Raw genomic sequence first — 15115 nt, 5'->3', positions numbered from 1 at the left:
TGGATGATCATCCCCATCATAGGCAATAGAAGTCCGGGATAAGGCGAAAATCACCTGGTATCGCGATTTAAGTGTGATATCCCTACATTAAAAACTGCTGAAAAAAACCGGCTTATAACAGTGACGGCTATCTGAAAGTGTAGGGGTGCTCAACCAGCTTTGTTGCGCCACCTGTGCTGTACAGGGGCCATAGGTAATAATGCTGATTTTCCGTTGCCGGGATACCTTTTGCAGCAATGCCAATACGTCCTGCATCATTTCTCCGGTAAAGGGGGTAAACATAAAAAACACCGTACCGGTGGTATAATCTGCCTGTCGCGCATCTGTATTGATAAAAGAAACATCCGATAAGCCCAGTTCCGCAGCGCAGCTGGCAGCTGCCTCGCAAAAAGCCGGTTCCAGTTCTATTCCGCAGGTACGGATACCGGTGAGCAAATGCACCAGGATGGCTACCTGTCCCAGCCCCGCTCCTATGTCCACAAATACATCGGATGATTTGAATGCCCATTGCTCTACCAGCTCAAAAACAATCCTTGCGGGTGTTTTCTGATAATAAACCATTTCCGGTTCCAGCTCCCTGGTTTGTTCCGGCATGGCAGGGAATAGGGAAAGTCCGTTGATAAAGAGATCCAGGTTATCATAGCCTGGTACAACAGACGAGGTGGCAGAGGAGCAGGGAACATATGTGTCCACCAACGCTTTAAAAGCAGGCCCCCGGCAGGCGCCTCCCCTGATCATTGATTTCAGCTTTTGATACAGTTGGCTATTCACTTCTTCCAATACTATACTCAGCTGTAAAGCCTGCTGCTGTATGGCGTTCATCATTGGGTCCGACAAACATTCCGCGATCGCCTCGATCGCTTCACTGCGGTCCTCAAAATTCATTTCGTCATACAGCGTGGTATCTTTTGCAATAGCATCCATGTAGGACTGCCTGTCAGAAATAAACTCCTGCATAACAATTTGTTGCTGTGTCCTGAATAACGCTGTACAAGGTATCTTATTGCGGTCGGATGCCCTCTGCTTACAGCCACGTCCCTTCCTGCTAAACATACATTATTTCGGGGCATTTTGGACATTATAAAATGTGTATATTTGTCAAAAGCTTATCCATGAAACATGTTACCATTGTGGTTCCTTCCGGCAGCATTAACCTGAGCAGTATTACCGGCTCTTTTGAAATATTGAAGGGCGCCCACGCCTATTGGCAGGCAATAGGGCATCCTCCGCTCATGGAAATACATATTGCCGGATTTGTGAAAGAACTGAAAGTAGACCACGGTTTCTTTTCTGTACGTCCTACCCACCTGGGCGACATCGCCAAAACGGATTTACTCATTATCCCGTCTGTAGACTACGATGATCAGCTTATACAGAAAAACGGGCCGCTGATTAACTGGATCAAAACACAATATAAAGGCGGCGCCGAAATAGCCAGTATGTGCTCGGGCGCATTCCTGCTGGCGTCTACCGGCTTACTGGACGGTAAAAGCTGTGCCACACACTGGCGTTTATCTGCCAATTTCAGCCAGTTATTTCCAAACGTGCAGCTGCAACCCGATCACCTGATTACTGCTGAACAAAGGATCTATACTAACGGTGGCGGCTACTCTTTTTTAAACCTGATCCTTTATCTCGTGGAGATATATTTCGACCGGGCTACCGCCGTTTACTGTTCGAAAATATTTCAGATTGATATTGAACGCTCTTCCCAGTCACCTTTCCGGATTTTCCAGGTGCAAAAGAATCATGGTGATGAATTAATTTCCCAGGCACAAACATATATTGAAGAAAACCTGGGCGAGCGGATTTCTTTTGAACAACTGGCCTCCAAACTGGCTACCAGCAGACGAAATTTCGACAGGCGGTTTATTAAAGCTACGGGCAATACCCCCGTTGAATACCTGCAACGCGTAAAAGTGGAAGTGGCTAAGAGTACGCTGGAAAAAAGCAATAAGAGCGTTCTCGAAGTAATGATAGATGTAGGATATTCAGACGAAAAAGCGTTCCGGGAAGTATTCAAAAAAATAACAGGTTTATCTCCCTTAGACTATAAAGAAAAATTTCATAAAGCAACGGCCGAGATGTCATGGATATAAAAGATGCTATCGCACTCATTCAAAATAATGCGATCCCTCCTACCGGCACCTGGGCTGACCTGGGATGCGGTAGCGGATTATTCACCTATGCCCTGGCGCACTATCTGACAACTGGCAGCACCATCTATGCTTTAGACAAAAATAAACCGGCATTGTCCTCCTTACCAAATCCACAGCAGGTGATCATTCAACCCGGGCAACTGGATTTCGTGACAAATGATTTACCGGTATCGTCGCTCAACGGCATCCTGATGGCAAATGCGCTCCATTATGTAGCAGACAAACCTGCCTTTATTGAAAAAGTGAAACCACATCTGCGGGAGAACAGTTTTTTCTTAATCGTAGAATATGAAACTACCCGGGCGAATCCATGGGTACCTTATCCCGTGCCATTTAATGCCTTGAAAACGTTGTTTCACCAGGCGGGATTTGCCCGGGCGATGAAACTTGGCGAAAGACCTTCTGCTTATGGTGCCGGGAGTATGTATGCAGCGTTATTTGAAAGAAACAGTTCCATCTGACCTACCGTTTGTAGAAGAACAGCCTGTCCAAATCACCCCGTAGAAAGTCCATTCTCCCCCCTTTCACTCCCTGAATTACGCCATACCTTTGGCCAATAAGCAACGTAAAAAATAGCATCAACATGAAAGCATCCAACTACAAAAAATCGAAGCTGATAACTACTGCTCATACCAGAAGGACATTGCTCATAGCCTGCTTAGCGGTATTTTTATTTACATTGCAAAGCAATGCACAAACTGCGGCAGACAATGCAACCATTACATCTACATCATCCCAAAAAAATAAAACAACGATCATGAAAGAGAAAGATTTCTCAACGACCATCCTGGTGGATCAATCACCCACAGAAGTATTCAATGCTGTTAACAATGTTCGCGCCTGGTGGCCGGGCGAAATTGCCGGTGGTACCGATAAACTCAATGATGAGTTTACCTACGAGGTAAAAGACATTCATTATTCAAAGCAAAAAATAGTAGAAATTATTCCCAACAAAAAAGTAACCTGGCTGATCACCGGCAGTAAATTAAGTTATGTACAACATAAAGAAGAATGGACTGGTACAACAATAACTTTTGATATTTCCAAAGAAGGTGAAAAAACCAAACTCACGTTTACGCATCACGGACTGGTGCCGGCATTCGAATGCTATGATGGCTGCTCGGGTACCTGGGAGCCGCTTATTCAAAAAAGTTTATTCAGCCTAATTACGACAGGCAAAGGAGTGAATATATTTCAAAAGTAAAAAAGGGGACGGCCGCCCCGCTCGTATTCAGTTCACTTGATCCGAACATTAAACGTATCGCCTTTTCATTAGTGAAAAGGCGATACGTTTAATGTTTCAATTGTTTAATAGCGGGTGTTCCCAGGTAAGCCCGCCAGAAGAGATAATTAGTATTTACACAGTGATTCTTTCCCGGGAAGCAAAAAAAATTTGACAATCAGAAAAGGGTTATTAAATTTATAGCATTCTCGGGATGTAGCGCAGCCCGGTAGCGCGCTTCGTTCGGGACGAAGAGGCCGCTGGTTCGAATCCAGTCATCCCGACTTGATTGGACAGGATGGTATAAAAAACATCCTGTCCTTTTTTATTTTTATTTTGACCTATAACGCTGTTCAGACTTGCAATTAGCTTGAATGCTTCATTTATGTTTCCGGTTGCTGCTCCCTTAGAACAGAATCCTAAATATTAAATAATGAAAATTCTAAATTTTCGTGGTATTAACGTTCATCAACGCCTCTTTTTTGACATAAATTTCAACGAAGACTTATCAATTATTACAGGAATAAATTTTTTTATTCTTTACTACTTCCACCCCAAAAATGTTCTATAATTTCCCATTCGCCTTCATTGCCCATTTTCGTGGTTCCCGCATATCCTAAATTTTTCTGATAAAATTCAATTATAATTTGACCAGGTTTACTTTCAGTTGTTTTATATACTTGGATGATTGGCGTTGGTTTTATTTCAACTTTTGAATAACCTCTATTTTGGGAAGTCCATGAAGCAGTACAACTAATATTTTTTCCATTAATATCAGGATAAGTCCAGCTAACTGTTTTTCCCATTGGAGGAATTTTCAGCAGAACTACGTTAGTCGTATCATATTTTCTTTGTGTTATATTCCCTGAATTATCTTTTCGAAATATTTCTTTTAAATGTACTTCGTTATTAATAAAAGAGATTGAATTTGTTTCTACATAACGTAAATCTCCGTTTTCATATTTGGTACTTATTACATCATAGCCGGCATCAGTTTTATGGTAAACAATTTTTCGTTTTAGATTAAAATCGTTTTGAAACGTAATATTTTTACAAAAAGTACTTACAACAAATGGATGCTCCGGTATATAGAAATCAAATACTTGTTGTGCATTAATCTTACTGATAAGTGTCAATAAAAAAAAGGTTGTAATGTAATGTTTTATTGTCATGAATGTCAATTTTAGAGAATCGGTACAAAATTACTACCACCTCGAAAATAAATGCAATTGTTCAGTTTTTAAAATATTAAATATTAGCCGGTGAGCTTTATTTCTCAGTTGTTTTCAAAAAACTGTGTAATGCGCATTTTGTATGTATTAGGGCCTATCCTGACTATCCAGGCAGCTTTAAAATTATTGGGCGATAACAGCGGCAAGATTATCAATATCAGTTCAGATGCAAGCAAATACCCACTTCCGGGAGCCTTTGTACGCTGCAACTAAGGCGGCTTTAGATGCCTTCACCATTGCTTTATCAAAAAAAATGGGCGCAAAAAAAGTTCGTATCAATTCTATTTTACCGGGCGCTACGGAAACGGAAAGAGCAGCCAGCGCAGGCGTCACTGCAGGCAGTGACTATAAAAAAATGTTTATTGCCAACACATCGCTTGGTAGAAGAGGTCAGCCCGGGGATATTGCAAAAGCTGTCGTATTTATTGCCTCCGATGATGCCGCGTGGATCACGGGCGAGCAGATCTCCGTTTCGGGTGGTATGTATGGTTTTTAAACAATGGTTGCAAAGTATAAGTTTCTTTCAAGTCCCTGTTGCTTCTGGAAGCAGGGATTTTTGTTGCTTTAAATAACCGCCCTTCTTTTTAAAATGGCTATTTGAATAGGTGTCTTTATTTTTTTCAATTTCTGTCCAAGATCACTTTTTTTTGCAATTTTACTGTGATTAGTATAAAAAGTGTCGATTTTGACCAAATCATCAATCAATAAGTTCGAAATGTGTCCAGTTGCGCCTATTTTTATCGATGTAGTCGCAGAAAGACTAATTTTATACGACGCTAAAAATCAGTAAATTGGGAGTTCGAATACAACTACGTATTCTCAATAATAAGAAATGATTTTCGAAATATACAAACCAACAGGAATACTAAGCAACCATATTGAAAGTTATTTGGTTGTAAAAACCAAACAAGCAATTTCAGACGCTATAATTCCCGAAACCTCACCGATTCTATCTTTTAGAAGCAACGGACAACACAGTTATTGGGTAAATGACATTCAAAAAGACTTACCGCCTTCCGCCATTACAGGATTAAGAAAATCGGTGAAACCTATTTTTCTATCAAAGAACACAGAAACAATTTTAGTAAAATTTAAACCCTGTGAATCCGCTTTATTTTTTAAAGAACCCTTGCAAAATTTTTCAGGAGTTAGTATATCATTGTACGATTTCCTTCCAAGGCAAGTTGTTTTAAGTGTTGAGGAACAATTGGCCCAAGCCAGTAATAATCTTCAAAAAATCCATACTATTGAAAACTTTCTGCTTTCTTTATTTAATAGTAATCGTTCTAATAATTTAATAAAAACTGCTGTTCAAAAAATAGTGGCGTCGAATGGCACTATAAAAATAAGAGCGCTTGCATCAATTTTAAATGTAAGCTTAGATGCCTTTGAAAAGCAGTTCAGAAAAACTGCAGGCACATCTCCTAAGCAATTTTCTTCCATAGTACGGCTTACAAGCTTAATCAACAGAAAATACAACCATCAATCTTTATCTGACATTGCCTATGACTATGGATATTTTGATCAATCGCATTTTATAAAGGATTTCAAAATGTTTACTGGCAAAACACCCCTGGATTATTTTAAGAACACATCCGGTTCAATAAATCAATGATTTTTTACTATTTATTCTTTTTCGTGTTTCCGATTTTTGTTCCTTAAAAAAAATCTAAATAAAAGGGAATGGAACAAAACAACAAAAACACTGCCCTGCTTGTAATGGATGTACAGTCAGGAATAGTTGGAACTCTTCCCAACGCTGCAGATTCGCTACCCAAAGTTGCGCAAGCCATAACGAGTGCGCGGGAAAATAAAATCCCGGTAATTTATGTAACTGTTGGTTTTAGACAAGGTGCGCCAGAAGTAAGCACGAATAATAAGGGGGTTGCTGCTGTCAAAGAGCGCCTTGCCACGGTAAATATGAATGAGTTTACCAAACTCCACTCGTATTTAGCTCCGCAAGACGGAGAGCTTACTGTTATGAAACGCCGGTTAAGTGCGTTTTCAGGTAGCGACCTGGAACTAATTTTACGGGCTTGGGGTATTCAGCACCTGGTACTTACCGGTTTTTCTACCAGCGGTGTAGTATTGTCAACTTTACGCGAAGCAACTGATAAAGACTATCGTTTAACAGTACTGGCCGATTGCTGCACCGATGGCGACGAGGAAGTGCACCGTGTGCTTACTACTAAAATTTTCCCCCGTCATGCGGATGTATTACTGGTAGACGATTGGATTGCTTATAATCTTAAATATTAGACAGTTAGACGAGCAAGTAGCTTTAAAATAGTTCGAAAATTGTACAGGCAGGACGACTAGACAGGGCAGGATGGTATAAAAACCATCCTGTCCTTTTTTATTTTGACCTACCTCCTGATTTATTCCCTTACATACTTTGAAAAGGATTCACAGATAATTTGTTTCAATCACCATTAGCAACTAACTTGATAAGTTGATATAATTAGTTCGAAATGAAAATCCGTCAAAAGTTAATTTTAAGATATCTTATCGTAAAATTTGTATGTGTGCTAATTAGTATGTTCAATACTCTTTGGATATGGAAATGAGTTATCAATTGCCATTTAAGGGCGAAATAGAAAGCTTTAATCAGTTGTTCAGGGAGCATTATCCCGCATTGAGAGCTTATGCCGGTTTATTGGTAGGAGATACCACTGCGGAAGACGTTGTTCAGGATGTTTTTCTCCAAACCTGGCAAAATAGAGATACAATTAACATTCATACCTCCATTAAGGCCTACTTGTTCAAATCAGTATATAATCGTTCTCTTAATACACTGAGCAGTTTAAAAATGCGACATGGCAAGCAACAGGAAATTGAATATACATTAAAAATTCAAGAAGCCCTTCTGTGTGATCCTGATAAGAATCCGGTCATTCACAAATTATATAATAATGAATTAAGGGACGAGGTCCACCAGGCAATAGAAAGTCTCCCTGACAAATGCCGGGAGGTGTTCAAATTAAGTTACCTCGATGATTACAGAAACAAAGAGATCAGCGAAATGATGAGTATTTCGGTCAGCACTGTTGAAAAGCATATTAATCATGCCTTGAAAACATTACGGAGAACACTTCTTCATCTCAAAGCCTTGTTAATGAATTTCTTATAATTTCTGACCTCAGCAATTTTTTTTTGGGGGGATATGGAGGTTTTTGTGGGGTCAACTGTCTTATAACAGGTAGAAAAGCCGTATAAGATGAGCGAACAGCTTAACGAACTAATAATGATCAGGTATCTGCAAGGCACCTGTTCTCCGGAAGAGAAGCAGTCTTTTGAAGCCTGGCTAGAGGCTTCCGAACAAAACCGTCATCTGTTTTATGAAACCCGGGTATTATGGTATGCTTCCAGGATAGAATATTTCGGTTCTGAGGAGCAGCTGGCCAAATCCCTCGCCGTCCTTACTGAAAATATTCGGCGTAACAGCGGGCAACCCAGGAGGAAAATATACCTGCAATGGGGTAGTTATGCCGCGATATTCATCGGTGCAATGGCTGTTGCCTGGTTCTTCCTGGTGCATCATCATTTTAATAAAAACACAGAAACCTGGCTCACCGCTTCGGTAAAGCATACAGACAGTAGTAAGCTGGTAGTGCTGAGTGATGGAACCCGGATATGGTTGAATAGCAATAGTACCATATCATATCCCCGTCAATTCCTAAATGACACACGAACCGTATCTCTACAAGGTGAAGCGTATTTTGATGTAGCTCATGATTCATCCCATCCCTTTATCATACACACCTCGAACATAAATATTAAAGTATTAGGCACCAGCTTCAATGTTCAGGCTTATCCGGGGGAAAGTCAGGCCGAAGCAGTATTAATAAGGGGAAAAATCGCTATTGACGACAGTGTAGGAAATAAACTTGCAGTTCTTGCGCCGGGGCAAATCGCCCGCTTTGAAAAAGGCGATCAAAAACTAACGGTGCAAAATGTAAATACTGATGCCTATACTAGTTGGCGACATGGGCAGGTAACGCTGGGCGCCGCCAGCCTTAAAACTATTGTCAACAAATTATCTGAATTATACCAGGTACATTTTTCGATAGATTCCTCAGTAACCGACACCGTCGGATATAATTTCACTTTCTCCAAGAGAAAAACAGTAACGGAAGTTATGGATATGCTATGTTTTGTTGCGCCTATACGTTACCAGATCCAGGGAAATGAAATATTGATCACCAGAAAATAAAAAACCGGCAATATGTTACGAGCATATTTACCGGCTATTGTAATTCCATCAACAAAGCGTTCAAGCATTATTGACTAAATCTAAACAAAAGTATGAAAAAAAGCCGATGGATGGCTGCTGCTACTTTGCAGAGCCTTCTTCTATTCTTTGCCACAACCGTACCTGCTCTTGCACAAAACGAACGCATTACGCTAGATCTGAACAACGTACCGCTTATATCTGCGTTGGATTCTATTCAGCAGCATTCCGGGTATCGCTTTTCATATAGCCTGGAGCTCGTGCCTTTGTTAAAAGAAAGTCGCGTATCGATCCATTTCAAAAATCATTCTATAGAAAAAGTGCTATTCCTGCTGTTTGCTGAAAAGGGCATTAAATACCGTGTGATAGATAACATGGTCCTGCTTTCGAAGAACGCCCCGGCATCTACAAAAAGAACAGATGTACCTGGGCTGACACAGGTTATTAAGGGGAAAGTGGTGGATAAAGAAAGCCATTCGCCCCTGGCAAATGTGAGTGTTACAGTTTTAAATGCCTCAATGGCAAGGGGCGCCATTACCGATAGTAATGGCTTTTTTCTGTTGGAAATTCCGGTAGGCCGGCAAAGCCTGCAGTTCTCTTCTATTGGTTACCAGGAACAATTAGCTGCGGATATTATAGTGGTTTCAGGCAAAGAAACATTTCTGACGATCGAACTCCAGGAATCAGTTAAAACCTTGCGGGAAGTGGTCGTTAGCCAAAGTCAAAGCAGAGACCGTGCATTAAATTCAATGGCAACGGTCAGTGCACATGTGATTACCCCGGAAGATGCGTCCAGATATGCTGCGGGGTACAATGATCCGGCACGCATGGTCAGTGCTTTGGCCGGAGTATTATCGGGCGGAAATGGCAGGAATAACATCATTATTCGCGGCAATGCTCCCAGTGGATTATTATGGAAGCTGGAGGGCGTAGAAATCCCGGCTCCTAACCATTTTAGCAGAGGACAGGGAGATGCTGGCGGCCTGTTCAGCATAGTGGGTGCAGGTATGCTTTCAAATTTTGATTTTTTTACAGGCGCCTTCCCTGCCGAATATGGAAATGCGCTGGCAGGTATCATGGATCTTAATTTGCGCAAAGGAAATTCCGACAAAGCCGAATATGGCCTGCAAGTGGGTGTGATAGGTTCCGAGGCTTCATTGGAAGGGCCGATATCAAAGAATAAAAAAAGTTCCTACTTGCTGAACTATCGTTATGGCAACCTTCAGTTCCTGAGCGAAGGAGGTATCATCCACCTGCCAGACAACCAGAAACCACCTATATTCCAGGACTTCAGTATGCATATCAATCTCCCTACCCGGAAGGCAGGTGAATTTTCTATCTTTGGTATCGGCGGTATCAGTAAAACAGGTTATTACAGCTCCAATGACTCAATGATGTGGCGCCGGGACCCAGGCACACAGCTCGACAAGGTTGAATACCATCAGATTGGAGTGCTAGGTGTGAAGCATACACTGTTGTTGCCAAATAAAAAAACCTATCTTAAATCAACGCTTGCACTTTCCTATCAATCAGATCGTTTGACAAGCAAAGAACTGGACAACAATTATCACTTTTGGCCTAAAGACAGCAGCCGTTATAGCTACCCCACCATTCGATTCACCACTTCAGTGAACCATAAATTTAATTCCGGGAGCGTTGTCAGGGCAGGTATGACCTACAGCCATTTTTTCTTTTCGATTTATGGAATGCAGTATGACCAGCATCGCGTTAGCCAGGTGTACCTGGATCAGCATGGCAATACGGGGTCGATAGAAGGATTTTTTCAATGGAAGTATCGCCTGTCCTCAAACCTTGAGATCAATAGTGGTCTGCATGCAACCAACTTTTTACTGAATCATAAATACGCCATTGAGCCACGGCTCAGCGCGAAATTGAATACAGGAAGCAATAGCTTCTTGAGTTTTGGCTTTGGTATGCATTCAAGAATTGAACCCATCTCGATGTATTTTACCAGGATAAAAGAACCTGGCGGTGCAACCACTCAGCCCAATATGAATTTGAAGCTTACGAAAGCCATGCACTATGTACTTGGATATGAAAAATTGCTTTCAAAGAACCTTAGATTAAAAGCAGAGATATATTACCAGTACTTATATCACATTCCTGTCGTCGACAGCCCCGGAAGTATTATTTCCACTATTAACAACTTGTACGGCTTGACAGACGCAGCTTATGCAAGCAAGGGAAAGGGATATAATAAAGGCATCGAGATAACAGTGGAAAAATTCTTTTCAAAAAACTACTATTTCCTGCTCTCCGGCAGCTTGTTCGATTCAAAGTACAAGCCGGCCAATGGTAAAACATATAACACCCGTTTTAACACTAACTACCTGGTGAACGCACTGGCTGGTAAGGACTTCAATACAGGTACCCTTAAACAAAATACGTTCAGCATTAATGTAAGAGCTACTTCCCACGGCGGCTTCCGTTATTCACCAGGTCGGGTGGTCACTGATAATAGTGGAAAATCTTATCTGTTTTTTCCACCAGAGGAAACGTATAGTCAGCATATGTCCCGATATATACGATTTGATGCCGGTTTAAAGTTCAGAAAAAATAACCGACGTTATTCGTGGATATTATCGTTGGATGTACAGAATATCACTAACCGGGAAAATGTTCTTGAAGTAGAGCCCAACGTTGACCCAAGGAATCTCATACATCTTGACCCAACAGTAACAGATCTGGGTATTATTCCGGTTCTCAACCTTAAAGTTGAGTTTTGATGTATTAGGCGGCAGCATAAGATTAATAAATTCTATTAAAACATTTTATATGAAAAAATTTTTTGGTTTAGTATGTATTGTTATAATACTGGTAATTGCATGTAAGAAAAAGGGGGTCGATAATCTTAATCCCGGGGAAGTAGATTGTGGCTCCATCACCACTACTTTTTCGACTAACGTGAAACCTTTAATCATATCCAGTTGCGCCAAAAGCGGTTGTCATGCAGCTGGCAGCACCAGCGGCCCAGGCGAATTGACAACTTATTCGCAGATATTCAATTCACGGGCAGCCATTCGCGTCGCAGTAGCAAATGGAACAATGCCCCGTGATACCACTTTTACAGCAATCCAAAAAGCAATTATTACCTGCTGGATTGATGCGGGAGCGCAGAATAATTAATGCAAAAGGTATCATTTATAAGAGGGTGTCCTCGAAGATGAAGTGCCCCCAAAAGGTTAGACAACTTTTGGGGGCACTTCACTTTTGGGTAACCGTTTTTAAATTAACTCAACAAATGCTTAGAAGTTTGTCGACAGATAATTGCTGCAATCAGGGTCAGAAGATGCGAGTGTTGACGCATTGTATGGAGGCCTGTTAGTATTACAGTAATTGGCTTCGGCAGATACTGCCAGATATTCTGCCTGGTTGGAGAGCACGTAAGAACCGGAAGGATACACACCGGAATAGTAGCAGTTTACGTACAGATTGTAGATGGTAGAATTGTTGAAGCCACCGGATATCCACTGATCGTGGAGGTAATGGATCAATTCATGAAAGATTACATTGCCCGGAGCGGTATGCACGCTGCGATAGGTAGCGAAATTTACAATATATACGTTCCCGTTATTGTAGAAGAGATCGCCACTTCCGGGACTGGAGTATACATTGATGGGGGCACCTCTCATTCTTGATTTGGTGGTACTACTAGTGCTGGTAGCATACAGTTGGTCAATTTCCCCGTTTACCAGCGCTTTGATATCACTGGGAACGGAGCCTGAGTAATTGATGGTAAAAGAGCGGTAGCTAGCAGCGGCTACAGCTCCTGATGCCTCGCCACGGGCATTTTGGTTTTTCTTGAAGAAGTCGATCACTTTCTGACGTTCTGGAGTAATCGTCAGGTGATCTTCAACAGCTTGTTGGGCTACAGGTTGCAGTGGTGCTACAGGAGAAGTTTTGTCTTCTTTTCTACAGCTGGTGATGACAAGGATGGTTAACAGCAAGGTAATAGCTGAGTTAACACGGGTTTTTGAGTGTCTCATTGGTTAGATTTTGGGTTAATTCCATATAATAACCTACAACGCTATCATATTTGTAGGCTTTAAAATCATCACAATACTAGTGTGCCTTACTGTTATCAGGCTACATGATTAACTGACCGCTGTTATACTTTGCTTTAATGGGGTCTCTATTCGCCAGATACCTGAATGAGAAACAAGAACTTCGGTTAAAATTCGGGGAATTAAAAAAAATATTTTTTTTTGTTGCAAATCCAGATAGCTGTGAGATCCCTACCACTATTTGACACATTAATTTATCTTTCCTACATTTGATATTATCCCTGTATGCATTAATATCACCTATTTACCTATGAAATACCCGCTTCTGATTTGTGCCATGCTGCTGGCCAGCATAAAAAGCTTTGCCCAAAATGTTTATCAGATCCGTGCCGATAGTGTTCGCATCTATAATGTATGTGACACAGCAGAACTCATCCTGGAAAACCGCACACAAGGCGTTACTGGTTTTCTCTACAATAAAGGGCAAGGCCGGACAGAGTTCAGGAAAGTCCGACTGGAAAAAATCGGTAACAGCCAGATTGCTATAACAGGACAAGATACACTCGACCTGGGCTCTCTAACGGGCATCTCTGGTCTGGATACCATTTACCGTTCCGGAGATAATATTGTATATCGAAAAAAGGGATTGCTATATAGTATCCCGGCTCCGTCCTTTAACGCAGCCGATTATATACAAAATCAAAATACTGCGGCGCAGACAAACGCCAACGGATGGGTCAGCGGCTTTTTGTCGGGCGCCACCCTGAGGGCTACCGCCGGACCAGGTGTTGGCGATCTGCAGTTATACAACGGGAACCTCTCTCCCACCAATCTACGTTGGGTCCTTTTCAAAAATGTTACAGAAAGCGCTGGTGACACAGGTAGTGACCTGATGATAAAAAATTATTCCAACACGGGGGTTAACCTGAGCACTCCCCTTCAAATAAAAAGATCCACTGGTTTAGTTACCATGGCCAATGGCTTTAAAGGCGCCAATACGTCTGGTATCATTGGGAACAATACCACCGCTGCGACCAACACTGCGATTTTTGAGTTTGATTTAGCCAATGCTATTACCCGGACAGGCTATGTAGGTACTATCGCCGGAGATGCTTATCTAACCAGCGAAAATAACAATGTACACCTGAGAGCCGGTGCTCCCAACAGCAGTCAGTTCATATTGTCTCCAACGGCATTAAAACTGAGTACCGGATTACTTGCCTTAACTAATAGCACTTCCAATATTATCTCCTTTGCACTTGGCGGACTCGGCGCCCCAACTTTTAACACCTCCAGCCCAGGTACCAAAATTATTTTGTGGGACGGTGTTTCAGCCACTGCAACTGACTGGGCCATTGGTATGGAAGGTACAGCCCTTTGGATGGGCATACCCAATGCCTCGGTAAGCAATGGTTTTAAATGGTATGCCAGTAACAACCTGGTGTCCAGACTTGATGGCCTCGGCAACCAGGAATGGGCAGGTTCCGGCCGCTTCAAAGGGCGTCCTTCTCCTACGTCTCCAGGAACAGCTCCGGCAGTTGAATTGGGCTTTGCCAGCGGCAGTGGTATTATACAATCGGTAGACCCCAACGGCAACCTTTACCTGCCCACCAGGGTGATTGGCGGCTCTAACTCAGTTTCTCCCAATTTTGGCACACTGCTGGTAGATTCCGCAGGTACACATATCTACGACAACGGATATTTTTCCAACGGCGCGGCGGGACACCTATTGCCTAACACCGCTTTAAGCACCTTCACTTTCAGCGTCCAAAAAGGAGCTACATCAATTCCCCTGTCTATAAATGCTTCAGTGGTAAAACTGGAAGCCCCCATCACAGTGGCGGGAACGGCCACTGTTACCGGGAGTGTAAGTCAAACTGGTAGCATAAAAGCGATTCGTGTCATTACAGCCAGCTATACGGTTACCGCTAACGACTACACGCTTATTAACAGATCTGTCGCCGGAAGCCCTGTGCTTACCTTTCCTGCGGCGGCAGCCAACCCAGGTCGTGAATATGTTATTGTAGATGAATCAGCGAACCTCACCAACAATGGTTTTACGTTTTCACCAGCTGTAATATACAGGGGGAGCACCTATACCAGTTGGGGAAATCCTGCTTTATCTGCTACCACACGCATCACCGTGCAAAGTGACGGGGCTAACTGGGTTATTACCAGTCAGCCGAAATAGGAAGTTATTACCCCGGAGGGCTTCCCCGGCATAAAAAGATTGGACTCTGGTAATG

The 15115-nt window shown here is 42.2% G+C and carries 14 protein-coding genes and 1 tRNA gene; 12 read left to right on the top strand and 3 right to left on the bottom strand.

What is annotated here, in order from left to right; genetic code table 11:
- Positions 1–87: 87 nt before the first annotated feature.
- Positions 88–957, bottom strand: a complete 870-nt coding sequence (locus AC5ZC7_RS08975) for a hypothetical protein (RefSeq protein WP_496162841.1) — start codon at positions 955–957, stop codon at positions 88–90.
- Between the two features lie 155 nt (positions 958–1112).
- Between AC5ZC7_RS08975 and AC5ZC7_RS08970 the strand changes: the two genes are divergently transcribed.
- The 4 genes from AC5ZC7_RS08970 to AC5ZC7_RS08955 all read left to right on the top strand — a co-directional run bounded on the left by AC5ZC7_RS08970 (position 1113) and on the right by AC5ZC7_RS08955 (position 3665).
- Positions 1113–2099 (top strand): helix-turn-helix domain-containing protein, encoded by a 987-nt coding sequence (locus tag AC5ZC7_RS08970; RefSeq protein ID WP_496162840.1) that lies wholly within the window; start codon positions 1113–1115, stop codon positions 2097–2099.
- Positions 2090–2620, top strand: coding sequence for a methyltransferase (locus AC5ZC7_RS08965; protein ID WP_496162839.1), 531 nt, complete (start codon positions 2090–2092; stop codon positions 2618–2620). Before AC5ZC7_RS08970 ends, AC5ZC7_RS08965 begins: the two co-directional genes overlap by 10 nt.
- A 296-nt stretch (positions 2621–2916) precedes the next feature.
- Positions 2917–3363: an SRPBCC domain-containing protein gene (locus AC5ZC7_RS08960; protein WP_496162838.1), complete on the top strand. Its 447-nt coding sequence runs from the start codon at positions 2917–2919 to the stop codon at positions 3361–3363.
- A 228-nt stretch (positions 3364–3591) separates the two neighbouring features.
- Positions 3592–3665 (top strand) — tRNA-Pro (locus tag AC5ZC7_RS08955).
- Between the two features lie 249 nt (positions 3666–3914).
- Here the strand turns inward: AC5ZC7_RS08955 and AC5ZC7_RS08950 are convergent.
- On the bottom strand, positions 3915–4553 hold the full coding sequence (locus AC5ZC7_RS08950; protein WP_496162837.1) for a hypothetical protein: 639 nt from the start codon (positions 4551–4553) through the stop codon (positions 3915–3917).
- A gap of 226 nt (positions 4554–4779) precedes the next feature.
- Between AC5ZC7_RS08950 and AC5ZC7_RS08945 the strand changes: the two genes are divergently transcribed.
- The 7 genes from AC5ZC7_RS08945 (at position 4780) to AC5ZC7_RS08915 (ending at position 11991) form a co-directional block, all read left to right on the top strand.
- The gene (locus AC5ZC7_RS08945; protein WP_496162836.1) at positions 4780–5109 is read left to right on the top strand and encodes an SDR family oxidoreductase; all 330 of its coding nucleotides are present in this window, start codon (positions 4780–4782) and stop codon (positions 5107–5109) included.
- A gap of 336 nt (positions 5110–5445) precedes the next feature.
- On the top strand, positions 5446–6228 hold the full coding sequence (locus AC5ZC7_RS08940; RefSeq protein ID WP_496162835.1) for a helix-turn-helix domain-containing protein: 783 nt from the start codon (positions 5446–5448) through the stop codon (positions 6226–6228).
- 68 nt (positions 6229–6296) lie between these two features.
- Positions 6297–6872, top strand: a complete 576-nt coding sequence (locus tag AC5ZC7_RS08935) for an isochorismatase family protein (RefSeq protein ID WP_496162834.1) — start codon at positions 6297–6299, stop codon at positions 6870–6872.
- Between the two features lie 298 nt (positions 6873–7170).
- Complete coding sequence (locus AC5ZC7_RS08930) at positions 7171–7743, top strand: RNA polymerase sigma-70 factor (RefSeq protein ID WP_496162833.1); 573 nt, start codon at positions 7171–7173, stop codon at positions 7741–7743.
- Between the two features lie 87 nt (positions 7744–7830).
- On the top strand, positions 7831–8826 hold the full coding sequence (locus AC5ZC7_RS08925) for a FecR domain-containing protein (protein WP_496162832.1): 996 nt from the start codon (positions 7831–7833) through the stop codon (positions 8824–8826).
- A 92-nt stretch (positions 8827–8918) separates the two neighbouring features.
- Positions 8919–11591: a carboxypeptidase-like regulatory domain-containing protein gene (locus AC5ZC7_RS08920; protein ID WP_496162831.1), complete on the top strand. Its 2673-nt coding sequence runs from the start codon at positions 8919–8921 to the stop codon at positions 11589–11591.
- Between the two features lie 49 nt (positions 11592–11640).
- Entirely contained in the window at positions 11641–11991 is a 351-nt protein-coding gene (locus AC5ZC7_RS08915) for a hypothetical protein (protein ID WP_496162830.1), read from the top strand.
- Between the two features lie 119 nt (positions 11992–12110).
- Here AC5ZC7_RS08915 and AC5ZC7_RS08910 read toward each other — a convergent pair whose 3' ends face one another.
- Complete coding sequence (locus AC5ZC7_RS08910; protein WP_496162829.1) at positions 12111–12851, bottom strand: hypothetical protein; 741 nt, start codon at positions 12849–12851, stop codon at positions 12111–12113.
- Between the two features lie 328 nt (positions 12852–13179).
- Between AC5ZC7_RS08910 and AC5ZC7_RS08905 the strand changes: the two genes are divergently transcribed.
- A complete protein-coding gene (locus tag AC5ZC7_RS08905) occupies positions 13180–15060 on the top strand; it encodes a hypothetical protein (protein WP_496162828.1) in 1881 nt (626 codons plus the stop codon).
- The last annotated feature ends 55 nt before the right edge of the window (positions 15061–15115 follow it).

It is taken from the genome of Chitinophaga sp. 9-1-y, assembly GCF_059511905.2.
This window is presented reverse-complemented; position numbering and strand designations above follow the sequence as displayed.